This window comes from Vulgatibacter sp. (assembly GCF_041687135.1).
Lineage (GTDB): Bacteria > Myxococcota > Myxococcia > Myxococcales > Vulgatibacteraceae > JAWLCN01.
Window position 1 is genome coordinate 40,472 of record NZ_JAWLCN010000004.1, and the last position, 22,125, is coordinate 62,596.

Here is a 22,125-nt window from a genome sequence, read left to right on the forward strand (position 1 = left end):
TTTCCATGGGTTCGGTCTGCTTCTCCGGTCCCGGCTGGTTGCCCCGAGTCGGGCCGAGTTCCGTGGGCGGGTGACACGGGTAGCAAGCCCGCTGCCGACACCGCGGAGAGCCTCATCGCCGAGGCCATCGCCCTCGCCGACGCGGCGCCGGAGGACTTGGCCGACCGGCTGCGCGAGTGGGCGGAGCGGGCGCGGGCGTTGTAGCCAACCCTCGTGCACCCCGCGACCGACGTCAGCCATTTCGTCCTTGTGCCGGCAGGCAAGACCGTGTCCGCAACCAACAGAGCGATCGTCGACCACGTTATCGACAAGACGAAGCCTCTCTCTTGGTCTGGCTTCATCAACCTCGTCTACTCGATCTTCCCAGTGGTTGGCCAACACCGGCGCTCCCTGGCACTCCCCGCCCCGCCAGTCAGCGACTGGCGGCCCAGTGCGAGGGTCCCGTCAGCCCAGCGGACTGCAGCACTCGAAGAACGTCAGCTGCCCCGAACCTCCCGACCATCGACAGTCAGAGTCCCGTCGAGCTCGTGTAGACGGACTCCGGGCGTCCACTGAAACGGCCCGGCTCTCTCGCGACCAAGCGCGCCAAGAGCTCCTTCAGAGGTGGTGGTGTGTTAGCTCCCGCGCTTCGTCGCTGACCACCGCCGCTACAGCACCAGGATTCGCCACCGCCTGATCGGCTGGACCGGTGCCCGTCTCTGAGAGTGCCGGCCAGAAATTTCCCCCGCTCTGCCACCGGCGCGACGATTCCCGCGCGGTGGGCATGGGGCCCGCCCGACACCGGATGAAAGAAGGCCCGCCACGGGTGCAACCGTGCGGGCCGATGACTGGTGCAGCTGCGGCTCGGAACCCGGCTCACCAGTGAGGAATACGTTACGCAGGAGGGGTGGCGCTTCGCAACATTGGAGCGCTGTCCCGAGCACCCTGAGGGTGGCTGCGGCTTCGCACGGCACACCGCGTACACGAGGGTCGAGCCGCCGGGCTGCAGGATCGCCCGCTGGTACTGCCCAAAGGCGCGCAAGACCTTCAGCTTGTTGCCGGACTGCCTCTCCTCGCGGCTGCGTGGCTCGCTCGCCGAGGTGGAGCAGGTCGCCGCGCTGGTCGAAGGGGCCCAGGGCATGGAGGCGGCGGCGGACATGGCGCGGCCGGACATCCAGCTACCGGGCGCCGTGCGCTGGACCAGGCGCCGCAGCAAGACCGCGCTCGGAGTGCTCGCCATCCTCGTCGGCCTGCTGCCGGAGTTCCTCGCTGGATGCGAGCCCACGATCTCCTCGCTGCGCTCCCGCCTCGGCGTCGAGCCTGCGCTCCCCGTGTTGCGTGAGCACGCCGCCGCGCGCCTTCACGCGCTCCCACCGCCGCTCGGATTCGGGCCCCGGCTCGAGCCCCGGTGGCCCTCGCCGTGTCCCTCCCAACAGGAAACGGGGCCAGACCCGCCGAGCGTCGACCGGTGACGCTTGCCCGCAGCCACCGACTTCACGGTGGGCGAGTAAGCGAGGGAGCCGGATGGACGAAAACGAGAAGAAGAAACTGGCCGAGGAGATTGCCGTGTTTCGGCACGGTGTGATCGCAGACCTCGTGCGCCTGCGGCCCGGCACGAAGGGTCTGTACGCGCTGATCGCGAAGCGAGCGGAGGAGGACTTCAACATCCCCGGGACCAACCGCACGCGGGTCGCGGCGGAGACCATCCGCGACTGGATCAAGCTCTACCGTCGAGGCGGCTTCGATGCGCTCGTCCCCGGACATCGCCGCGACGCCGGCTCCGCACGGGCGATTCCACGCGAAGTCGTCGACCAGCTCCTCCTGCTCAGGGAGGAGAACGCCGCCCTCACGATCCAGCAGGTGATCGATCTCGCGCGCGATCGGGGACTCGTCCCTGCCGAACTGCCGCTCGCATACTCGACCGTGCACCGCCTGCTCGCACGACATGCGCACGCGGCCCGGCTCGAAAAGCCTGCGGCCGGCAAGGACCACCGCCGCTTTGCCTTCCAGAAGGCTGGCGATCTTTGGATGAGCGACGTGATGCACGGCCCGGCCGTCATGGTGCCGGGCAAGGGCAAGCGGAAGACGTACCTCATCGCCTTCCTCGACGACGCCACCCGCGTGATCCCGTTCTCCGCCTTCGCGACCTCGGAGAACACCACGGCGTTTCTCCCGGTGCTCAAGCAGGCGGTGATGCGTCGCGGGATCCCGCAGCGCCTCTTCGTCGACAACGGCGCCGCGTATCGCTCACACCAGCTGGCGCTGGTCTGCGCCAAGCTGGGGATCAGCCTCATCCACGCCCGCGCCTACCACCCGGAGGCGAAGGGCAAGCAGGAGCGCTGGTTTCGTACCGTGCGGACGCAGCTGCTGCCGCTGCTCTCTCCGAACGACACGAGCAGCCTCGACGCGCTGAACCGGCGCCTCTGGGCGTACGTCGAGGGCGAGTACCACCAGGCGCCGCATCGCGGCCTTGACGGCGAGACGCCACTCGACAGGTGGGGCAAGACCGCCGACGAAGTGAAGTACCCGGGCCCCGGCGTCGACCTCGACGACATCTGCCTGTTCGAGGCGAAGCGCAAGGTACACAAGGATCGGACGGTCAGCCTCGACGGCGCCGTCTACGAGGTCGACGCCACGCTCGTCGGCGAGTCGGTCACGCTGCGCTACGACCCTGCGCGCCCCGGCCGACCGGTGCAGGTCTGGGCTGGCGGCAAGAAGGTGCAGGACGCGAAGATCGTCGACACCTACGCCAACTGCTTCGTGAAGCGCGACCGGCCCTCGCGCCAGCTCGTGGTCGAAGACGAAGTCACCGAGGTGATCGCCGCACCGACCGCGCCCGCATCGACGATCCGCTACGCGGCGGCGGCCGACAGGGAGGAGGGCTGATGTACCGCAAGCACTTCGGCCTTACCCGCCACCCCTTCAGCAAGGAGATCGCCACCGACGAGCTCTTTGCCTCCGCCGGCTCAAAGGAGCTCGAGGCGCGGCTCGAACACCTCCTCGAACTGCGAGGCATCGGCCTCGTCACCGGCGAGAGTGGAAGCGGCAAGAGCACGATTTGCCGCAAGGTCGCGACCTCACTCCACAGCGGCAGGTACAAGGTCTTCTACGTGCCGTTGTCGACCGGCAACGCGATGGATCTCTACAAGTCGATCGCCTGGGAGATGGGCCTTCCCGTTGAGCGAAACCGGGCTGGCCTGTACCGAGCCATCCGCGCAGAAGCCACACGCCTCAGCGAGGAGTCGAAGATCCGGGCCGTGCTTGTCGTCGACGAGGCGCAGCATCTCCGCAACGATCTGCTCGAGGAGCTGCGCCTCCTCACAAACTACGCGATGGACTCGCAGAATCGGCTCTGCCTGCTGCTGGTCGGCCAGGCGGAGCTCCGGCGCCGCCTCACCATGGCGGTCCACGAGGCGCTCGGGCAGCGGATCATCATGCGCTACCACCTGCCTGGCCTTTCGCGCGACGAGCTGCCGCAGTACCTCGCGCACCTACTGCGGCTCGCCGGCTGTGAGTTGCCGCTCTTCGAGCCGGCGGCCATCGAGGCGATCTACCAGGCGACCAACGGGCTGCCACGGAAGGTGAACCTCCTCTGCCACCACGCGCTGATCGCGGCGACGTTCGCCAAGGAGCGGACCGTCACCATCGAGCACATGCAGGCGGCGGTGGCGGAGGTGTCATGAACGGCGGGGCGTGCGGGCTGTGGATGGGGCCGCGCGCGCTCGTCGCTGCGGTCGTCGGCAGCGACGGGCGCGTCCAAACCGTGAAGGTGCCGCGCACCGAGGACGCACGGGAGGGCCTTGTCGCCTGGCTCGTTGCCGTCGGTGTCGCCGACATGCTCCTGCCGGATACGCTGCTCCGCGAGGACTCGATCGGTCGAGTCGCAATCGCGAGCGGCCTCACCGTCTGGACGGTTTCGCGCGCGCTCGTCGAGCCGCTGCGTCTCGCCGCGGGGATCTCCGCCGGGCGCTCTTCGGCAATTGCTGCGCTGCTGGCTCGGATGCAGCGGATTCCGAGCTATCGTGCGCAGCTCCGCCGGATGGTACCGCCCGATCCAGGCAGGCAACTCCGCCTGCTCTGATGATGCTCAGCCTGCCTCGGGGGCAGTCGCGCGGCCTATGCCGCCGGCGTGCCCCCGATTCCGTTCTCACTGCACGCCCCCAACATCGGGCGATTCACCGGAGCCTCGATTGTGAGAACTGCTCCATCCATGTCGGTGGGCTCGATCGAGAAATTGCCGATGGGAGAGCGCGGGAACCAACAGTGGTGGACGGGCGGACCGCCTTCATCGTCGTTACCTTCACTACCAGCCAGGGCGCCGTGGACCCTTCACTTCAGGTCGTCCTCAGCGCCGCCGGCCTCGAGCTCGGCCGCTTTGCGATAGAGCGTCCGACGATCGAGGCCGAGGATCCCGGCTGCTCTCGCCTTGTGCCCCGCGGTGAGACCCAGAACGTGCTTGACGTAGGCCCGCTCCAGATCGGCGAGCGTGAGCTCGCCGCGCGCAGCATCGTCCAGGAAGCTGCCAGCGCCTGCCGGACACGGTGCGACCTCGAAATCGCCGACCGTGAGCACCTCGTGTTCCGTCAGGGCCGCCGCCCTCTCGATTGCGTTCACGAGCTCGCGCACGTTCCCCGGCCAGGGCCGACCCTCGAGCCAACGCAGCGCCTGGACCGAGATGCCGATGGGCCCCCCTCCGCTGCGCTCCCCGATCCGCTGCAGGACGAGATCGACGAGTGGCTCGATGTCCTCCACCCTCGTTCGGAGCGGCGGAATGTGGATCCGCACGACGTTCAAGCGGTGGTAGAGGTCCGCCCGGAAACGGCGCTCGCGGATTTCGCTCTCGAGCTCGACGTTGGTCGCCGCGACGATACGGACGTCGGCCGGTAGCTCCGTCGTCCCACCCACCGGCCGCACCCGATTCGACTCGAGGGCCTGCAGCAGCTTGGGCTGTATATCGAGTGGAAGCTCGCCCACCTCGTCCAGGAAAAGCGTTCCCTGGTGCGCTTGCTCGAAGACGCCGGGCCTGTCCTCCCGCGCATCGGTGAAGGCCCCGCGCCTGACGCCGAAGAGTTCTGCTTCCGCGATTCCGGAGGGCAGCGCCGCACAGTTGATCTGGACGAAGTGACTGGCAGCGCGATCGCTCCGAGCGTGGATCAACCGCGCGAGGGCTCCTTTGCCAACGCCACTCTCGCCTGTCAGCAGCACCGGCAGGTGTGATCGTGCGGCGCGGGTCGTGAGGTCGAGCGCCTGGAGCATCGCCTTGCTTCGCGCCACGATCCCGGTCGCGACCTCGTCGCTGGAGGAAGAGGAGGCGCGGAGGCGAACGATTTCACGACGGAGCTGCCGCTCGCGGAGAGCGCGCCGGATGGCGAGTGCGAGGGCCTCGATGGGAAAAGGCTTCGCAAGGAAGTCCACGGCACCGGCGCGAACGGCCTCGACTGCCGTATCGATCGATCCGAACGCGGTGATGAGCAGCACCATTTGCTGCGATCGGACGGACTGGATCCTGTGGAGCAAATCGATCCCGCGGAGCTCCGGCATCTCGACGTCGGAGACCACGAGGTCGAACGAACCGGCCTGCACCAACTCGAGCGCATGCAGCGCGGAGGTCTCGCCGACCGCGTCGATGCCCTCATCCGGGAGCGAGTCCACGAGCCACGAGACCACGCCGGGATCGTCGTCGATCACCAGGACCTTCGGCCGAGCCATCGTCATGTGTGCACCTCCGGGGTGCGCGGCAGTCGAACTCGAACACGCGACCCGTTGGGCCCGGTCTCCTCGAAGCGGACGGTGCCACCGTGCTCCTGCACGATCGAGTGCACGACCGACAGCCCGAGTCCGCTCCCTCCCTGCATGGTGCGCGTGGTGTAGAAGGGCTCGAAGAGGTGCGGAAGCACCTCCGGCGCGACGCCGCCCCCCTGGTCCTCCACATCGAGCGTGAACCAGTCCGCATCACCGCCCATCGTGACTGTGACGATCGACTCCGGTGGCGAGGCCTGCATTGCGTTGCGTACGAGGTTGAGCACGACCTGCTGCAACCGGTCCGGGTCGGCATAGACACGTGTCGCACCATCGCGGCGGAGGGTGAGGCGGACCCTGCCGCGGTCGGCCTCGAGTTCGAGGAGCTCTAGCACCGCCCGGACCGCGTTCTCCCCGTCGAACTCGACACGAGCGGCCGGCCTGCGACGCGTGATCGAGAGCATCTGTTCTACGAGCCGCGTGATCCGGCGTGCCTGCTCGACGATCGTCTCCGCGGCGCTGCGTACCTTCTCCTGCTCCGCCGCGTGCTTGCGGACCCAGCGCGCCCGCCCCTCGAGTACCTGGAGCGGCGATCCGATCTCGTGGGCGACAACGGCGGAAAGCTGCCCGAGCGTGATGAGTTTGTCGGCATTCTGGAGGGCTCGCTCCAGCCTGCGACGGGCCTCCGACTCGAGATCCGCGCGATCGTGCGCGGCGCGCAGGTCGGTCACCAGCGCATCGAATGCACTGCGCGCCGCGTCGAGTTCGTCCGCTCGGAGTCGCAGGACGGAGCTGGACAGATCGCCAGAGCGTACGCGCTCCATGTCGGCCACGAGCTCTCCCACGGGTTGGCCTACGTACCGCCGTGTCAGCAACCAGGTCAAGGCGGTGGCCGCCAAGATGAAAAGAGCAACCGTCGCCCCAACGCCGCGGCGGGTCGCAGCCAGATCACGCTCGAGTTCCCACAGCGGCTTCTCGAGGACGAGCGCTGAGGCCGCGCGAGCGCCTTGCTCCTCCCGGAGCGCGAGGCCGAGCCGGAGCAGCCCGGGCTCCCCCTCCTCGAACGAGATGAGGGGCCTGACCTCGCCGACCGCATTCCTCGCCATCTCCAGCGTGCCGGCGCTCGCTCGGGCCCCCGGGGAGACGCCGACGAGCGTTCCGCCTGCTTCGATCATGAAGATGCCGACCGCAGGGTCGATGGTCGCGAGCGCCTGCACCGTCTCCTTCACGTCCTCGAGCTGGCGATCCCGGAGCGCGTTCTCGATCGCGGTCTGGAGCGTGCGGCCGAGGAGAATGCTCTCCTTTTCTGCGACGGTGCGCAGCTCGCTGGCCTCGGTGGCGAGCAGGTGCGCTCCGCCGAGACCGAACAACACGGTGGCTGCGATGCCGATGCTGGCGGTGATTCGCGTCGTGAGCTTCAAGGGCGTGCCGTCCTCGCATTGTCGTATTTTGCGACTTTCCCAGTCGCGAAAAGCGACCCCGCCGGGGAGCAATCGCCAAGAACTACCGGGATATCAAGGCAGTTCCCGCTGGCCCTGCGATTGCTAGGCCAGCCCGGCATGACACCAAAGCACCGCCTGCTCCCACTCGTCCTGGCCACTGCCGTGGCCTGTTCCGCTCCGCCCGCCGCACCGGAGCAGAGCGATTCCTTCCCCGTGGCGACGCCGCGCCTGGCTCCCTCGACGTACGAGCGCAGCTACGTCACGAATCTGAGCGCCCGCAGGCGTACCGAGGTCCGCGCCCGCGCGCGCGGGATCGTCGAGGCGGTCCACGTGGACGAGGGGCAGGCCGTGAAGGAGGGGGATCTCCTGTTCGTCGTGAGCGCCGGCGAGCTCGAACACGAGCTCGAGAAGGCGCGGGCTGCGCGCAAGAGCGCGGAGGCAGAGCTGCAGGCTGCGCGGGTCGAGCGAAACAACACCTCGATGCTGCACGAGCGGAACATCGTCTCCGAGAGTGAGCTCGCCCTCGCCGATGCCCGCCTCCAGGCGGCGCGCGCCCGCCTCGACGAGGCCCGCGCCGTCGAGGGCCAGGCAGACCTCGCCGCTCGATACTCGCGGGTGCGGGCTCCCTTCGCGGGCGTCGTGAACCGAATTCCGCACAAGCTGGGGGCCACGGTGGACGAAGGAGAGCTCCTGACGACGATCACCGACACCTCCGAGATGCTCGCCTACTTCCGGCTTTCGGAGCAGGAGTACCTCGCAGCCTGGGCCCCAGGACGCGGCGAGCCGGTGCGCGAGGTGCACCTCCGCCTCGCCGATGGTCAGATCTACAGCCAGGCCGGCACGATCGACGCGATGGAGACGGAGATCGACACGGGGACCGGTAGCATCGGCCTGCGGGCTCGCTTTCCCAACCCGGCGGGCGTGCTCCTGCACGGCGGGAGCGGCACGGTTTCCGTGAAGGTGCCACTGGGCGAGGCGCTGCTCGTGCCCCAGAAGAGCACCTTCCAGGTGCAGGATCAGATCTACGTCTATGCCCTGGATGCCGACGGGGCGGCCCGCGCACGGCGCATCGAGCCAGTGAGCCGCCTGGGGGAGTTCTTCGTCGTGCGGTCGGGCCTCGGTCCGGACGAGAAGTTCATCGTCGAGGGGCTCCAGCACGTGAGGGAGGGCGATCGCATCGCCGCCCGGCCCGTCGCTCTCGCCGCGGGGAATTGACAAGCATGTTCACGAAATTCGTCCGACGCCCCGTGCTCGCGGTGGTGGTCTCCATCCTCATCTGCCTGCTCGGCCTCATCAGCCTCGCGCGCTTGCCCAGAACGCTCTACCCCGCCGTCGCCCCTCCCGAGGTCAACGTCACGGTGGAGTACACAGGCGCCAACGCCGAGACGGTGACCAAGGCGGCGATCGTTCCGCTCGAGCGCGCCATCAACGGCGTGCCCGGGATGAAATACATGAGCTCCGATGCCGGCAACGACGGTGTCGGCGTGGTCCAGGTCATCTTCGAAACCGGCACCGATCCCGACGTCGCCGCGATCAACGTGCAAAACCGCGTCAACGCGGTGATGGGCGAGCTTCCGTCGGAGGTGATCAAGAACGGCGTGAAGATCGGCAAGGAAGAGAACGCGATGCTCATGTATCTGAGCATCTTCAGTGACAACATCGAGCACGACGAGAAGTTTCTCTACAATTTCGCGGACATCAACGTGCTCGGAGAGCTCAAGCGCATCCAGGGCGTGGGCTACGCCGACATCCTGGGCGCCAAGGAGTATGCGATGCGGATCTGGCTCAAGCCGGACCGCATGGTCGCGTACGGGCTCTCCGCCGACGACGTCATCGAGGCGCTCGAGCTGGCGAACGTCGAGGCTGCCCCGGGGAAGATCGGCGAGAACAGCGACCGCGGAAGCACCCCCCTGCAGTACACCGTCAGGTACTCGGGCAAGTTCAACACCCCGGAACAATACGCGAGCATTCCGCTGCGCTCGCGGATCGACGGCAGCATCCTCCGCATCCGCGACGTGGCGGAGGTGGAATTCGGCACGAGCTATTTCGATGTCGAGGCCAAATTCGACGGTCGGCCTGCAGCCGCGATCATGCTCAAGCAGCTGCCAGGCTCGAACGCGAGCGACGTGATCACCGCGGTGAAAGCCCGCCTGGCCGAGCTGCAGCGCGAGGCCTTCCTCCCGGGCATGGAGTTCCGCGTCAGCTTCGACGTCAGTCGGTTCCTCGATGCCTCGGTCCGCCAGGTCGTGCAGACGCTCCTGGAGGCCCTGCTGCTCGTGAGCCTCGTGGTCTTCCTCTTCCTCCAGGACCGACGCAGCACCGCCATCGTGCTCGCCGCGGTACCGGTGTCCCTCGTCGGCACCTTTGCCATGGTCCTGCTGCTCGGCTTCTCTCTCAACCTGATCACGCTCTTTGCGCTGCTTCTCGCGATCGGCATCGTCGTCGACGACGCCATCGTCGTGGTCGAGGCGGTCCACGCCAAGATGGAAGCAACCGGCCTCTCCCCCCGCGAGGCGACGGTCGCCGCCGTTCGAGAGATCGGGGGAGCCATCGTTGCGATCACCCTCGTGATGACATCGGTCTTCTTGCCCGTGTCCTTCATCGGCGGCGCTTCCGGTATCTTCTACAAGCAATTCTCGCTGACGATGGCGGTCGCCATTGCGCTCTCCGGCGTCGTGGCCCTCACCCTGACCCCGGCGCTGTGCGCGAAGTGGCTGAAGCCGCACCATGGCGCTTCGCGGCCCTCCTGGCTCGGCCGCTTCTTCGCCGGATTCAATGCACGCTACGACGCCCTCGAGGGACGGGCGGTGCGGGTCTTTACCGCGGCAGCGTGTCGGCGCGTCGTCACGCTGGGGTTGCTCGCAGTCTTCATCCTGGGCACCGGGGCCGTCTCGGTGATCACCCCCACGGGCTTCATTCCCCAGGAGGACCAGGGCCTCTTCTACGCGAGCGTGACCGCGCCGCCCGGCGCGACGCTCGAGCGAACCAAAGAAGTAGTGGACGCGATCCGGGAGGCCGGCCAGGACCTTCCCGGCGTGGAGAGCATTGCGACGCTCGCTGGCACCAACGTGCTCTCGGACGGCACCGGCGCGAGCTATGGAACGGCGCTGGTCAACCTGCAGGCCTGGGAAGACCGCGACGTGTCCGACCAGGAGATCATGGAGGAGCTCGCGAGGAGGACCCGGCACATCAAGGACGCTCGCATCGAGTTCTTTCCGCCCCCGCCGGTCCCTGGCTACGGCAATGCCAGCGGTTTCGAGTTGCGTCTTCTCGACAAGACCGGCAGCGGCGACTTCGCCGCGATGCAGGAGGTCGTGAACCAGTTCGTCCAGGACCTCCAGGCGCGCCCGGAGATCGAGAGCGCCTTCACGATCTTCGATGCCGGCTACCCGCAGTACGTGGTGGACGTCGACATCGAGAAAGCCGCGCAGAAAGGCGTCTCGGTGGACGCAGCCATGGGAACCTTGCAGACGATGCTCGGTAGCGAGTACGCGACCAATTTCATCCGGTTCGGGCAGATGTACAAGGTCATGGTGCAGGCACTGCCGGAGTACCGGGCTGCCCCCGAGGATCTGCTCGAGCTCCGGGTCAAGAGCGAAGACGGTGAGCTCGTGCCCTTCGCGGCGTTCGCAACGCTCCGCCAGGGCGCAGGCGTGGACCAGGTCACGCGATACAACATGTACACCTCTGCGGAGTTGAACGGCGAAGGTGCACCTGGCGTCAGCTCGGGAGCCGTGCTCCAGGCCGTGCAGGAGGTCGCCGGCGAGAAGCTGCCGCGAGGGTTCGGCATTGCGTGGGCCGGGGTTTCGCTCGACGAGATCGAGGCAGGCGCAGAGGGCCTGGTGGTCTTCTGGATCTGCCTGCTCTTCGTCTACCTCGTGCTCTCGGCGAAGTACGAAAGCTTCGTCCTTCCGCTGGTGGTGCTGCTCTCGCTACCCCCCGGCGTGTTCGGAGCCTTCTTCTTCGTGCTGGTCGCCGGTCTGGAGAACAACCTCTACACCCACGTCGCGCTCGTCATGCTCATCGGACTTCTCGGCAAGAACGCCATCCTCGTCGTCGAGTATGCGGAGCAGCTGCGCGCCGGCGGCGCCTCGATCGTGCAGGCGGCCATCGATGCTTCCCGGCTCCGGCTGCGGCCCATCCTGATGACCTCTTTCGCCTTCATCGCGGGTCTTCTGCCCCTCGTGTTCGCCACGGGGGCCGGCGCGGCCGGCAACCGCACCATCGGAACGACGGCAGCAGGCGGCATGCTGGTGGGCACGGCGGTCGGCGTCGTCCTCGTTCCCGGTCTCTACGTCATCGCCGCCGGCCTCCCGGCGCTCCTCCGGCGCCGCCGGAAGAGCGCCGAGCCGGCGGAAGGTCCGGTGCAGACGGAGGTGGCGGCGTGAGGAAGACCCTCGTCTCCGTTTCCACGATGCTGCTGCTCGCGGCGTGCTCGGCACCCGACCCCATGGTCGTCCCCGACCGCCCGCTGCCGGAGGCCTTCGAGAACGGCGGTGGCGACACCGTCGCCAAGCTCCCCTGGCAGGAGTTCTTCACCGACGAGGCGCTCCGTTCCCTCATCGCCGAGGCGGTCGGCGGCAACCTCGACCTGCTCGCAGCGGCGCAGCGGATCGAAATCGCACGCGCCGCCGTGCGGGCCTCGGGCGGTGCCCTCCTTCCGCAGGTCGCCGCCACGGCCTCTGCCGGCGTACGCCGCTACGGCCAGTACACCGCGGAATGGGCCGGCAACTCCACGACCGAGATCCGCCCTGGCCAGGTGGTTCCCGAGGTCCTCCCCGACTACTCGGTGGGACTCACCGCCTCGTGGGAGGTCGATCTCTTCGGGCGTCTCCGCAACCAGCGGCGTGCGGCGCTCGCGGGCCACCTCGCCGCGGTCGAGGGGACGCACGCCGTCCTCGCATCGCTGGTGAGCGAGGTGGCCGCCACCTACTACGAGCTGCTCGCAGTCGATCTCGCCCGTGACGTGGTCGCTCGCGCGGTGGAACAGCGCGAGGCTGCCCTCGAGATCGTGCGGCTGCAGAAGGAGGCGGGGCGTGGCACCGAGCTCGCGGTGCAGCAGTTCGAGGCCGAGCTCTTCGACACCCGAGGCCTGGCCACGGCGCTCGAGCAGGAGATCGTCGAGGTCGAGAACCGGATCAACCTCCTCCTGGGACGCTATCCCCGCCCGGTTCCGCGCTCGACGAACGCCCTCTTCGCACCGCCGCCATCCGTGGGTTCCGGAATCCCTTCGGCGTTGCTCGAGAACCGGCCCGACGTCAGGGAGGCCGAGCAGAGGCTGCGAGCGGCAGAGTTCGACGTGGCGGCGGCGCGGGCAGCGTTCTTTCCGTCGATCGTTCTGACCGCCGACGTCGGCTACCAGGCTTTCGACCCGCGCTTCCTGTTCTCGACCCCCGAGTCGATCACCTACGGCATCGCCGGAGGCCTGGTCGCACCGCTCATCAACCGTGCGGGCCTCGAGGCGACGTTCTCGGCGGCTTCGGCGGTGCAGTTGCAGGCGCTCTACGAGTACCAGAAGGCGATCCTCACGGCGTACACCGAGGTGGTCGACGCGCTGTCGAACCTCGATACCGCCCGGGAACTTCTCGGACGCAAGGAGGAGCAGAAGGCAGCGTTGCTCCAAACCGTGGAGACGGCCGACCTCCTCTACCGGGCGGCGAAGGCCACGTACCTCGACGTGTTGCTCGCGCAGGAGGCGACGCTCGAAGCCGATCTGGAGCTCATCGAGGCCCAGCGGCGTGAGCGCCTCGCCACCGTGCAGATCTACAAGGCGCTCGGCGGCGGGTGGCGTTGAGGGTCGTCTCCCCACTGTGGGCGCACTCGCTCACCGAGGTCGTCGGGCGGCCCGCTGCGCCGTGCCCCGAAAAGAAAAAACCCCGCAAAGCCGAAGCTCTACGGGGTCTTCCTTTGGTCGGGGAGACAGGATTCGAAGCGGGATCCCAACCCTCGATTGAGCGGGGCGGATGCCGGTGTGGCGGGGGCTAGACCGGGTTTTCTCGGGGGCGGCGTGGTCACTGCGGGCGGGGGTAGCGGGGAGGGGTAACGAGGGTAACGAGGCTGGCCGACCGGGATGGCCAGTAGTGAATCGGTCGACCGAACCTCTGCCTGTGGGGCAGGACGGGAAGTAGTCGAGCGACTTGGGCGTTGTCAGAGTGCAGGCAGTGCGCCGTCTCGTCCGCGTGCACATCTAATTGCCCGCAGGCCTTTGGGCTGATACGAGGCGCGCCTGATTGACAGTCTGGGCCAATTGGGCCGAGGCTACGAGCCGAAGGGAGGGGAGCCATGCCGACGCTTTGGAAGCAGATGAAGGACGCCGGTTACCGCGCCAACGACCTCCTGCGCCACTTCGGCATCAGTGAGCCCGCCGTCGACGTTGAGGCCATCGCCACGTCGATGGGAATCGAGGTCCGCGAGACCGTCCAGCCTGGCTGGTCGGGTGCGCTCGACATGCGTGGCGAGACGCCTGTCATCTGGGTACAGGCGAACGAGGTGCCTGCGAGGAAGCGCTTCACAATTGCGCACGAGCTCGGGCATTTGCTGCTCCATCCCGTGCGCAAGGTCGCCTTCCGCGACCGCGTCGTTGCGTCGAACGATGGCGTCGATCAGTACGACGGCACCCCCAAGCAGGAGTACGAGGCGAACGATTTCGCAGCGTCGCTCCTGATGCCGCTCTGGATGCTGGATCCGCTGGTAATGGAGCACGGTGCAGACGCGATGACGCTCGCGCAGCTCTTCGGCGTGTCGAAGGGCGCCATGCGCATCAGGCTGGGCCGGCTCGCGTGAGCAAGCCGGAGGCGGGCAGTACGCCGCCGCCGCCACTCGGCGGCGACGGTGAAAAGCTGAAGGTTGTTCGCCAGCCGGGCGCCGATGACGCCCGCGGCAAGGCCAGCAAGAAGCCTGCGATCAAGGACCGAATCGCGATCGGTCAGTTCCGACGCCGTGCCGGCTACGCGATGTCGTGGGTGGGGTCAGGCCTAATTCTCGCTGTTCTTGGTATCGCCCTGCTGAAGGCCGACTCGTACCTTACCGAGTGGATGGATGCGGACACCGACCTGGTGCACCTCTGCATCCGTTTGGGAGCGCACGGCACGATCACCTTCGCGCTCGTCTTCTTTCTCTACCAGATCGTCAAAGCGGGCGAGCGCATGGCGTTGCCGTACTGGTGGGTCAGCGACGTGCGCGATGTGGACTTCATCCGCGCAATGTTGGGGATCAAAACGCCTGTTAGCGCCGTGACCAACACGCTAGGCGATCTCAAGGACGTACTCGTCACCGCGCTGAAGAAGTAGCCCCCGGCGCACCGCCCGTCACAGTGACCAGCAGCGAGGCCCCGCTCCGGCGGGGCCTCGCTGTTTCTGCGTCCGAGTTGAAGGGTTTCCCCGGCCTGGTGCGTCCTTGTCGGCAGGGCCCAACAAGGAGGCACCATGCCTACGTGTCCGAAGTGCGGCGCATCGGTCGCAAATCCCCCGGGAACGCTGGCGGCAACAGTGGCAGGGACCGTCCTGCTGCTCTACTGCCCCGCCTGCGCCACGTTCCTGAGCGCCGTTCCGATGGATCGGTAGGCCGTTCAGGGCCCGCTGCGGCGGGGCTTCGTCGTTCCTGCACATCGCCTGAAGGGTTTTTCCAGTCTGCCGCGTCCTACACGTCATGACCGGAACAATCGACAAGTCGGAAGCGGTGCGGCTGCTCGGTGCAGCCGCGCTGGAACGGAACCCCGAGGCCTTCTCCACCGAGCGTGCGCAGGCTGCGGCCCAACTGTTTAACGACCTGACGGAGCTCGAGGCTTCGTTCCCGCAGATAAAGGGAGAGGTTCGCATCCGCCGGGTTGAGGAAAACCACCTCGCCGTGCGGTTCAGCTTGGGACTCTTGGCGGAGCAACGCCTAATGGTCGCCTACCACCAGCGCTCGAACAGGTTCGATCTGTTCCGCCTGAGTGCAATGGACAAGCTGGAGCGCGTTGTCGACGTCCCGCTCGACTTCGATTTGGCAAAGGGGACCTTCAAGGGCAAGGACCCGGACCCGGAGCGCGTCCCCGTCCCGGGTGAGCGGATCGGCAGGAAGAGCGCCGTGCTCGTCGTGATCGAAGCTGTACTCGCCGTCGCCGCCCAGCCAACCTGAAGGGTTTTCCCTGGCTGGTGCGTCTTACGGTGGAGGGAGGGATCCATGCGCCTTGCACTTGGAACGATCATCGCCCTGCTGCCGCTGGCCGCCGGGGCTCACGGCGGCGGCCTGGACGGCAATGGCGGCCACCACAACCGCAAGACGGGCGAGTACCACTGCCATCGCGAGCCGTGCTTCTCGAACCAGGCGAAGTCGAAGGCGAAGCCCGCCAAGGCCAAGAAGCCGGACGAGCAGAAGCGGCCAACCACCGGCGACGCCGACACCGACGCACTCAAGCTGTGAGGCAGACAATGCGGGGAGCTGTCCTTACGCTGGGTTTGATGCTGCTGCCCGCGGCAGTGGTCGTCGGGTGCAGCGATCCGGAAGCAGCTCGGCTGCGGATGGAGAACGCCGAGCTCAAGGAGCAGGTGGTCGCGCTGAAGCAGGAGGTGGACGACCTCCGCTTCGGCGCGGATCGGCTCTTTGCGAAGGCTAATAGTGCGCTCGCCGAGGAGCGTTACGACGTCGCCACCGACGCGCTTCAGGCTCTGCTCAAGCGCCACCCCGACGCACCCAGTGCAGTTGAGGCCAAGGCGATTCTTGCGAAGCTCGAGACCGCCAAGGCGGAGCGGGAAGCGGCCCAGGCCAAGCGCGCCGCGGAGGAAGCGCGCCGGAGGGAGCTCGAGCGGAAGCGAGCGACCGCGGCGATGAAGGTGGAGCGGGACGAGGTTCGGGAGATCGCCTGGTACAAGGACCGCTCGACTCGCGCCCTGGGGAACCAGGTCCATCTGTACTTCGGCACCCAGAGCGACCGCGTGACGCCGCTCCGAATCGTCTTCCAGTACTACGGCGACGATTGGCTCTTCGTAAAGCGCGTCACGATCAAGGCAGACGATCAGGTCTTCCAGTTGCCGTTCGACGGCAAGCGCGACCACGACGGCGGCATGGTCTGGGAATGGTCCGACGCGGCCCTCAATGACCAGAGCACGAAGGCCGTAGAAGCCATGCTCAGGGCGAAGAAGACGATCATCCGCTACGAGGGTGACCAGTACCGCAAGGATTTCACGCTCTCGTCTGCCCAGCGGAAGGCGATGGCCAACGTGGCGATGGCGCACGCCGCCCTCGGCGGATCCGCATATCCGCGACTCGTCGAGCTCGCCGGCAACTAGGGAGGTCGGGCCAGCAGGTAGCCGATCACATCGAGCCCCAGCCCCCCGAGTACCAGCCCCACCCCCACCGCGGGATCGCCGCCCTGCGCCAGCACCCAGGCGCCGCCGGCGGCCGCCCCGGTCCCTACCACCCCCGATCCGTAGCCGAAGACCCCGCGGTGCCGATCCCACCAGGTGGGAGCGACGGCCGCCGCGTGGTCTCGCCAGAGCTCCACCTCCGCGCGCGCCGCCCGGGCCGCGGTGTCGGCGAGCTCCTGCGCGAGGTCCCGCTCCCGACGCAGATCCTCCTGCGCGTCCTGCAGGTGCGCTTGGGCGATCGCAAGGTCGGTGGCGAGCTCGAGGCGCCGGTCCTGGAGGAGGTCGAAGGCCTCGCCCCAGCAGAGCACCAGGCCGTCGGTCCGCAGGCAACCCCGCTCCGCCTCCTCGAGCTGGAGACGGGCCGGCTCGATCCAGCCGGGCACTTCCTCTTTTCCCCCCTCGAATGATGGGACGAAAGAGGAACCGACCGCCAGCCCATCAGCCGCCGCGGGAAGGGCCACCGCCAGCGCCAGGAGGGCGCCAGCCCATCGCATCGAGCTCATCGTTCGCACGGTCAACCGCATCGCGCCGCTGCTCCTTCTCCGCCGCCTGGCGGATCTCGTGGTCTCGCTGCTGCCTCTGCTCCTCGAGGCGGGCCTGCTCCGCGGCGTGGCGCTGGCGGAGCTCCTCCGCCTCGCGCCCGCCCTGCTCACGGATCCGGTGGGCCTCGCCGTCCGGTGGCGCCGGCGGCGGCGTGCTGCGGCGCAGGCCGAGCAGCGCCAGCAGCCCCGCGACGGCGCCGACGATCAGGTGCCAGAGCCTCACGCCGCGCCGCCCTTCGCGGCGTCGCGCCGGCGGAAGACGTAGGTGGTGGCGGTGGTGATCACCAGGCCGACGCCGGCGGCGTCGAGCTTCGGCAGCTGGCCGTTGAAGAAGCTGCCGAGGTTCAGGTTCATCCCGCCGAAGGCGAAGAGGAAGGCGCCGATCAGCATCGTGGGCAGCACGCCGTAGGTCAGGATGAAGTCCGGCCGGCCGCCGCTGTTGATCACCAACGGAATCCGGAAGGCGAGGGGCACCGACTTGCTCGGCGCCGTCTCGCCCATGGCACGATCACGCGCCGGCGGCCGCCACGGCTGCGGGGGGCCGGCAGGGGTCGGGGTCTCGTTCATCGCGTCGCTCCTGCGGGCAGCGTCGCCCGCGCTTCGTCCTCGAGCTCGAGGCGGGCGCGCACCGCGGCGCGCACCTGGTCCATGGGGAGGGAGGGGCACTTCTTCCCCTGCCGGCGGCCGTTGTCGGTCTCGCAGTGGCCGCGGATCCGCTCGACGGGGATCCCGTGCTGGCGGACCTTCGAGGCGAGGAAGGCGTAGAGCGTGGCGAGCTGCTTCTCGCTGTAGTTGCCGCCCTCGCCGATCAGGCAGACGCCCAGGCTGTTGGAGTTGTAGCCGGGGCAGTGCGCGCCGATCTCCTCGTCGACGTCGCGATCGCCGTCGAGATCGCGCCCGAGGAGCAGCGCGCCGTCGTGGTCCGGGACCGGCTGCTTCAGGCGGAAGCTGGCGGCGCTCGGGTAGGCGCTGCCGATCACGTAGTGGTAGCCGATCGCCTGGAAGCCTCGCTCGAGGTGCCAGCGATTGATGTCGGCAGCGGTCCCCCAGGCCGAGACCGACTCGTGGACGATCAGCCAGGCGGGGAGGTTCTTCTTGAGCATGGGAGGGCCTTTCCGAGCCCCGCCCTGAAGGGTTTCCCGGGGCTGGTGCGTTTGGTAGGTGATGGCTGAGGAGGGGGCCTGAAATGCTGAAGCCGATCGCCGCCGCGCTGGCGGCCGCCCAAATCGCCGCGCCCGCCGTAGCTCTTGCGGAGCAGTCGTACCCGCGCTTCGTCGAGCGCGACGGCATGGTCTGCGTCCAGATGCTTGGATCCGACGGCGACGTTCAGGAGCACTGCCGGCCGGACGGCGAGGTCCCCGCGGAGGAAGCAGCCCCGCAGCGGGTTCGGCTCACCAACGGGCGCCGCGGCCCAATCGGTGACCTTCGTCTATCGGCGCCGACGATGATCCTTCCAGAACCCCGTCGCCAGGCAATGCATGACGCCGACCTTCACGGCGACTCCTGGTTCGGGACGGGTTTCGCCTCGGGGCTCTTCCTGGGGCTCATCGGGACCGCCATCAGCACGGCCGTCGCGTCTGGTTCTTCGATCGACTCGCCGCCGCCTGACCGCCGATGGACGGCCGACGATCAGTGGCGCTACAGCGAGACCTACCGCAACGAGGTCCGAAGCCGCCGCGTCGGCTCGGCGCTCGCCGGCGGCTTGTTGGGCACCGGCGTCACCGTGCTGGCCATCGTGCTGATCGTCAATGCAGGCGACTAGAAGATCACCACAGTGAAGCCTGTGGCCGCGCACTGGCCGAGCTCGAGGCCGAAGAAGTCGATCACGAGCTGCTCCTTCGTCTTCTTGTTCCAGCCGAAGAGCGCCGGGCCGTTGTCGGTCGACCGCAGCGGGAAGACGGCGACGCCGTAGAACTCGTCGTCGAGCGGCTCGTCGAAGGTGACGTCCGCGGCGCCGAAGCCGTAGTCCGGGCAGGTGCTCGGAAGCCGGCCGTTCGGCGATCCTCCCTGGCGCGTGTACTTGCTGCCGTCCCACGAGTATTGGGCGAAGGCCTTCGCCTCGAGGCCGGCACCGCCCCCCTCGAGCGAGACGAGCCGCGCCTCGTGGTTGTTGAGCGTGGGGGTGTGCCCGTTGGCCACCGCCAGGGCGCTATTCGCCGTCCCCTGGGCCGCGGTGGCCGTGGTCTGTGCGCTGTCCGCTGCCGTCTGCGCCGCCTGCGCGGCCGTGTTCGCGGTGGTGGCGGTCGACTGCGCCGCGGTCGCCGCGAGCTGCGCGTCCTGGGCGGCGGTGGAGGCCTGCGTTGCCGCGAAGCCGGCATCGTTCGCGTGGTCCCACGCCTGATCCGCCCGGGCCTGCGCAGCCACCACGGCAGCCTCGGCGGCGGTGAGCCGGGTGTCGTGGGCGGCGATGGCCTCCGCGTTGCGCCCTGCGTCTGCCACCGCCGAGTCGAGGGCCTCGTCGAGCTTCCGGTCGTTCTCGAAGAGGAGCCCGAGTTCCTCGTCGCCGACCACCTGGTTCCTGCGGATCTGCCTGTACGCGATGCGCATCAGCGCCCCCCTGCTCGGAAGCCGGGAATCCCGTTGGTGAAGGTGCCCGTGGCCGATTCGCAGGCACAGAAGTAGTGCCCGCTGCCGAGCGGGTACTGCCCCGGGAACTCGGCATCGGTGGGCGGGTCGAGCTTCGTCCGCTGCACGTTGAAGACGCCGGTGGTGAGCGAGACGTCCGCCGGGAGGTCGACCGAGACCTGGCCGGAGGTGGAGAGCTGGCTCACGTCGCTGACCTCGAGGTTCAGGTGAATGCCGGCCTCGTCGTCGTCGAAGAGGATCAGGTCGCCGACCTTGACCCCGGCGTCGGCGAAGAGCGGCCCCTGCAGCTCCACCAGCTGGCTGCCGGCAGTGAAGGACACACGGTGCACCGCGTCGGCAACCTGCCGGCGGAAGCGGCTCCAGTTGGCCGACTTGTCGAAGGCTGCAGAGAGCATCTGCTCGTCGGAGTCCATGTCGACCGCGGCGATCGTCACCGTCTTGGTCGACCACTCGAGCGTCACCTCCTCCACGCGGAAGAGTCGCCGCTCGTAGCCGCCGTCCGCCTGCGTGCCGGCGAAGTGCGAGAGGCGAATCAGGTCCCCGCACTCGAGTTCGAGGGCGAAGAGAGGAGCGCGGAACCGCGCGACGGTGCGCTGCGTGAGCCTCTGGTCGTCGCGAAACTCGGGCTGGAAGATCGGCTGGCCGTTGTTGAAGACGTAGGCCGAGACCACCCAGGTCCACGAGGCGTCGTACTCGAGGCGCCTCCCCCAATCCATCAGCGCCGAGTAGTTCTCCTCGATGCCCAGCTCCGCGGCGAAGCCGACCCGCGTGTAGTCCTTCAGGTCGCTGTGCTTGCACGTGTTCGCGAGGCCCCAGCGCTCCGAGCCCAGGGGGATCGACTCGCTCCACGAGTCGCGAACCACGTCCCACTCGGCGTCGTAGACGATGGCCGTGGCAGCCTGCTTGGCGAGCTCGTCCTGGCTGAAGCGCTGCGGGGAGCAGTGCAGGAGGCCATCCGCACCCCACCAGAGATCGAGGTTCCAGCTGGCGGCGATCTTCCCGAGCGTCGTGCCGCCGTCCTCCCCCGGCACGAACGTCCCGCCGCAGCGGCCGTTGCCCTTCGTCCCGAAGGAGCGCCGGGTCGCCTCGAAGGACGGGCCGTGCAGGAGGTGGTGGGCGTTGTGGCCCATGTAGTAGCGGGCGATGTGCTGCATGAGGCTGGCGGGATCGTGCTTGCCGCGCCAGGGGTAGCCGTTGACCTCCGTGGAGCCCTCGGCGCCGTGCGGCCAGCGGACCCAGAGCCGCCCCTCCTTCGCCAGGCGGAAGAGCTTGTCGGCGAAGGTCCAGTTCTCGATGTCGCCCCCCGAGGGCGCGTACTCCGCCTCGAGGATGGCCGCGTGCCAGACGTCGAAGTTCGGCAGCTGCACCGGGAAGGAGTAGAAGCGCACCTTGCCCGACTGCGGGAAGGCGGTGCACCCCGGGCCGATCAGCAGGTTGATCGAGCGCGTCGCCTCCTCGTCGGGATTCAGCCAACCCACCTGCCAGGGGTTCGCGGTAGATCCGCCCCGCGAGATCGTCCACCCATCCGCCGCGGGGATCGCCAGCCGGTTCTTGGTCACCCCCAGGCAGATCCGGTGCGCCTCTCGTGTGAACGTCACCTCGCCACGGTTCAGGTAGACCGTGCGGCCCTCGTCGAGGGGGAACGCCCGGATCCACTCGCCGCCAAAGGGCGTCTCGATGTTGGGCTCGTCGTCGGCCTCTTTCGGCTGCGGAATGCCGAGCTGGTGCCTCAGGCCCGACTTCGTGGGCGGCTGCTGCATCACCCCCAGCAGCCCCTCCGTGGCATCGATCAGCGCGAGCTCCACGTGCTGCGCGGTGAAGCCGTTCACGCGGTCGACCTTCCAGACGGGCCCGATCCGGCGGTACATGCTCGGCGGGATCGTCCGGAAGCCCACCTTGATGTCGATCGTCGAGCGGAGGAAACGCGGCTCGCGGAAGAGTCGATTCAGCTCGGCGTCGCCGTTCCGGAGCCGGATCGTGGTCTGCATCCGCGCAAGGCCGCTGCCCACCGAGAACCGGCGGCCGCAGCTGCCGAGCTCGATCACGCGGCCGTCGAGCTGGGCGGCTTCCGCCCCACGCCCCACCGGCCGATCGATGTCGCTGTAGTGGTAGACCTCCGGCGCTCCGCTCTCCGTGTAGTGGGTGAGGATCACGTGGAGGAAGGGCTCCTCCGGCTCGCCCTCCGCCTGCGGCAGCTTGAGCTTGATGTCGTCGCCCAGCTCCCGGACCCAGCCGTAGCGGTCGGAGAAGTCGAAGTCCTGGAAGTAGCTGTGCCGGTCGATCCCGTCGAAGCTCGCCAGGTAGCCGCGGGCGACGTTTCCCCACGCCACCGTCTTGATCAGGTCCTTCAGCGGGGCGTCGAGCGCCTTCGCCTCCACCTCGCCGCGGAGCGGGTTGGTCGCGCTGGTGAGCACGTCCAGGTCGGCCCGGAAGGCGCCCGCACCGAGCGCCTGCATCGGCTTCTTGCTGGGGCGGAGGTCGTAGGTCATG

The 22,125-nt window shown here is 68.2% G+C and carries 21 protein-coding genes; 13 read left to right on the forward strand and 8 right to left on the reverse strand.

All coding sequences use genetic code 11. The features are described from left to right. The first annotated feature begins 830 nt into the window (after nucleotides 1-830). The 4 genes from ACESMR_RS11160 to ACESMR_RS11175 are packed head-to-tail and all read left to right on the forward strand — an operon-like array spanning nucleotide 831 to nucleotide 4,060. Entirely contained in the window at nucleotides 831-1,451 is a 621-nt protein-coding gene (locus ACESMR_RS11160) for a hypothetical protein (RefSeq protein ID WP_373047155.1), read from the forward strand. Between the two features lie 52 nt (nucleotides 1,452-1,503). Then, nucleotides 1,504-2,865 carry a DDE-type integrase/transposase/recombinase gene (locus ACESMR_RS11165; RefSeq protein WP_373047156.1) on the forward strand — a complete coding sequence of 454 codons (1,362 nt, stop codon included), beginning with the start codon at nucleotides 1,504-1,506 and terminating at the stop codon, nucleotides 2,863-2,865. Further along, a complete protein-coding gene (locus ACESMR_RS11170; RefSeq protein WP_373047157.1) occupies nucleotides 2,865-3,662 on the forward strand; it encodes an ExeA family protein in 798 nt (265 codons plus the stop codon). The genes ACESMR_RS11165 and ACESMR_RS11170 overlap by 1 nt, the downstream gene beginning before the upstream one ends. Beyond that, nucleotides 3,659-4,060, forward strand: coding sequence for a hypothetical protein (locus ACESMR_RS11175; RefSeq protein WP_373047158.1), 402 nt, complete (start codon nucleotides 3,659-3,661; stop codon nucleotides 4,058-4,060). Before ACESMR_RS11170 ends, ACESMR_RS11175 begins: the two co-directional genes overlap by 4 nt. A gap of 248 nt (nucleotides 4,061-4,308) precedes the next feature. On the opposite strand, the gene ACESMR_RS11180 is transcribed toward ACESMR_RS11175, so the two are convergent. Both ACESMR_RS11180 and ACESMR_RS11185 read right to left on the reverse strand, forming a co-directional pair. Beyond that, on the reverse strand, nucleotides 4,309-5,667 hold the full coding sequence (locus ACESMR_RS11180) for a sigma-54-dependent transcriptional regulator (protein ID WP_373047159.1): 1,359 nt from the start codon (nucleotides 5,665-5,667) through the stop codon (nucleotides 4,309-4,311). Nucleotides 5,668-5,690: 23 nt separating this feature from the next. Beyond that, entirely contained in the window at nucleotides 5,691-7,139 is a 1,449-nt protein-coding gene (locus ACESMR_RS11185) for a sensor histidine kinase (protein ID WP_373047160.1), read from the reverse strand. A 234-nt stretch (nucleotides 7,140-7,373) separates the two neighbouring features. Between ACESMR_RS11185 and ACESMR_RS11190 the strand changes: the two genes are divergently transcribed. From ACESMR_RS11190 to ACESMR_RS11225, 8 genes are all read left to right on the forward strand, one after another. After that, nucleotides 7,374-8,375: an efflux RND transporter periplasmic adaptor subunit gene (locus ACESMR_RS11190; RefSeq protein ID WP_373047161.1), complete on the forward strand. Its 1,002-nt coding sequence runs from the start codon at nucleotides 7,374-7,376 to the stop codon at nucleotides 8,373-8,375. 5 nt (nucleotides 8,376-8,380) lie between these two features. Further along, entirely contained in the window at nucleotides 8,381-11,548 is a 3,168-nt protein-coding gene (locus ACESMR_RS11195) for an efflux RND transporter permease subunit (RefSeq protein WP_373047162.1), read from the forward strand. Then, complete coding sequence (locus tag ACESMR_RS11200) at nucleotides 11,545-12,954, forward strand: efflux transporter outer membrane subunit (RefSeq protein ID WP_373047163.1); 1,410 nt, start codon at nucleotides 11,545-11,547, stop codon at nucleotides 12,952-12,954. Before ACESMR_RS11195 ends, ACESMR_RS11200 begins: the two co-directional genes overlap by 4 nt. A gap of 488 nt (nucleotides 12,955-13,442) precedes the next feature. Beyond that, nucleotides 13,443-13,943: an ImmA/IrrE family metallo-endopeptidase gene (locus tag ACESMR_RS11205; protein WP_373047164.1), complete on the forward strand. Its 501-nt coding sequence runs from the start codon at nucleotides 13,443-13,445 to the stop codon at nucleotides 13,941-13,943. Next, nucleotides 13,940-14,449: a hypothetical protein gene (locus ACESMR_RS11210; protein WP_373047165.1), complete on the forward strand. Its 510-nt coding sequence runs from the start codon at nucleotides 13,940-13,942 to the stop codon at nucleotides 14,447-14,449. The genes ACESMR_RS11205 and ACESMR_RS11210 overlap by 4 nt, the downstream gene beginning before the upstream one ends. Before the next feature lie 358 nt (nucleotides 14,450-14,807). After that, nucleotides 14,808-15,278 carry a hypothetical protein gene (locus tag ACESMR_RS11215; protein WP_373047166.1) on the forward strand — a complete coding sequence of 157 codons (471 nt, stop codon included), beginning with the start codon at nucleotides 14,808-14,810 and terminating at the stop codon, nucleotides 15,276-15,278. A gap of 45 nt (nucleotides 15,279-15,323) precedes the next feature. Then, the gene (locus tag ACESMR_RS11220; protein WP_373047167.1) at nucleotides 15,324-15,563 is read left to right on the forward strand and encodes a YHYH domain-containing protein; all 240 of its coding nucleotides are present in this window, start codon (nucleotides 15,324-15,326) and stop codon (nucleotides 15,561-15,563) included. A gap of 98 nt (nucleotides 15,564-15,661) precedes the next feature. Next, nucleotides 15,662-16,429, forward strand: coding sequence for a hypothetical protein (locus ACESMR_RS11225; protein WP_373047168.1), 768 nt, complete (start codon nucleotides 15,662-15,664; stop codon nucleotides 16,427-16,429). Here ACESMR_RS11225 and ACESMR_RS11230 read toward each other — a convergent pair. From ACESMR_RS11230 to ACESMR_RS11245, 4 genes are read right to left on the reverse strand one after another with little or no spacing between them, the layout of a single operon-like run. After that, nucleotides 16,426-16,890, reverse strand: a complete 465-nt coding sequence (locus tag ACESMR_RS11230; protein ID WP_373047169.1) for a hypothetical protein — start codon at nucleotides 16,888-16,890, stop codon at nucleotides 16,426-16,428. The two genes, ACESMR_RS11225 and ACESMR_RS11230, sit on opposite strands and share 4 nt — an antisense overlap. A 55-nt stretch (nucleotides 16,891-16,945) precedes the next feature. Then, nucleotides 16,946-17,272, reverse strand: coding sequence for a hypothetical protein (locus tag ACESMR_RS11235; protein WP_373047170.1), 327 nt, complete (start codon nucleotides 17,270-17,272; stop codon nucleotides 16,946-16,948). Next, the gene (locus ACESMR_RS11240) at nucleotides 17,269-17,616 is read right to left on the reverse strand and encodes a hypothetical protein (protein ID WP_373047171.1); all 348 of its coding nucleotides are present in this window, start codon (nucleotides 17,614-17,616) and stop codon (nucleotides 17,269-17,271) included. The genes ACESMR_RS11235 and ACESMR_RS11240 overlap by 4 nt, the downstream gene beginning before the upstream one ends. Further along, nucleotides 17,613-18,152 (reverse strand): N-acetylmuramoyl-L-alanine amidase, encoded by a 540-nt coding sequence (locus ACESMR_RS11245; RefSeq protein WP_373047172.1) that lies wholly within the window; start codon nucleotides 18,150-18,152, stop codon nucleotides 17,613-17,615. The genes ACESMR_RS11240 and ACESMR_RS11245 overlap by 4 nt, the downstream gene beginning before the upstream one ends. 83 nt (nucleotides 18,153-18,235) lie before the next feature. Here ACESMR_RS11245 and ACESMR_RS11250 point away from each other — a divergent pair, with 83 nt between their 5' ends. Further along, nucleotides 18,236-18,811, forward strand: coding sequence for a hypothetical protein (locus ACESMR_RS11250; RefSeq protein WP_373047173.1), 576 nt, complete (start codon nucleotides 18,236-18,238; stop codon nucleotides 18,809-18,811). On the opposite strand, the gene ACESMR_RS11255 is transcribed toward ACESMR_RS11250, so the two are convergent. Continuing rightward, nucleotides 18,808-19,596 (reverse strand): hypothetical protein, encoded by a 789-nt coding sequence (locus ACESMR_RS11255; RefSeq protein WP_373047174.1) that lies wholly within the window; start codon nucleotides 19,594-19,596, stop codon nucleotides 18,808-18,810. The two genes, ACESMR_RS11250 and ACESMR_RS11255, sit on opposite strands and share 4 nt — an antisense overlap. Then, entirely contained in the window at nucleotides 19,596-22,124 is a 2,529-nt protein-coding gene (locus ACESMR_RS11260; RefSeq protein ID WP_373047175.1) for a hypothetical protein, read from the reverse strand. The genes ACESMR_RS11255 and ACESMR_RS11260 overlap by 1 nt, the downstream gene beginning before the upstream one ends. Nucleotide 22,125 lies beyond the last annotated feature (1 nt).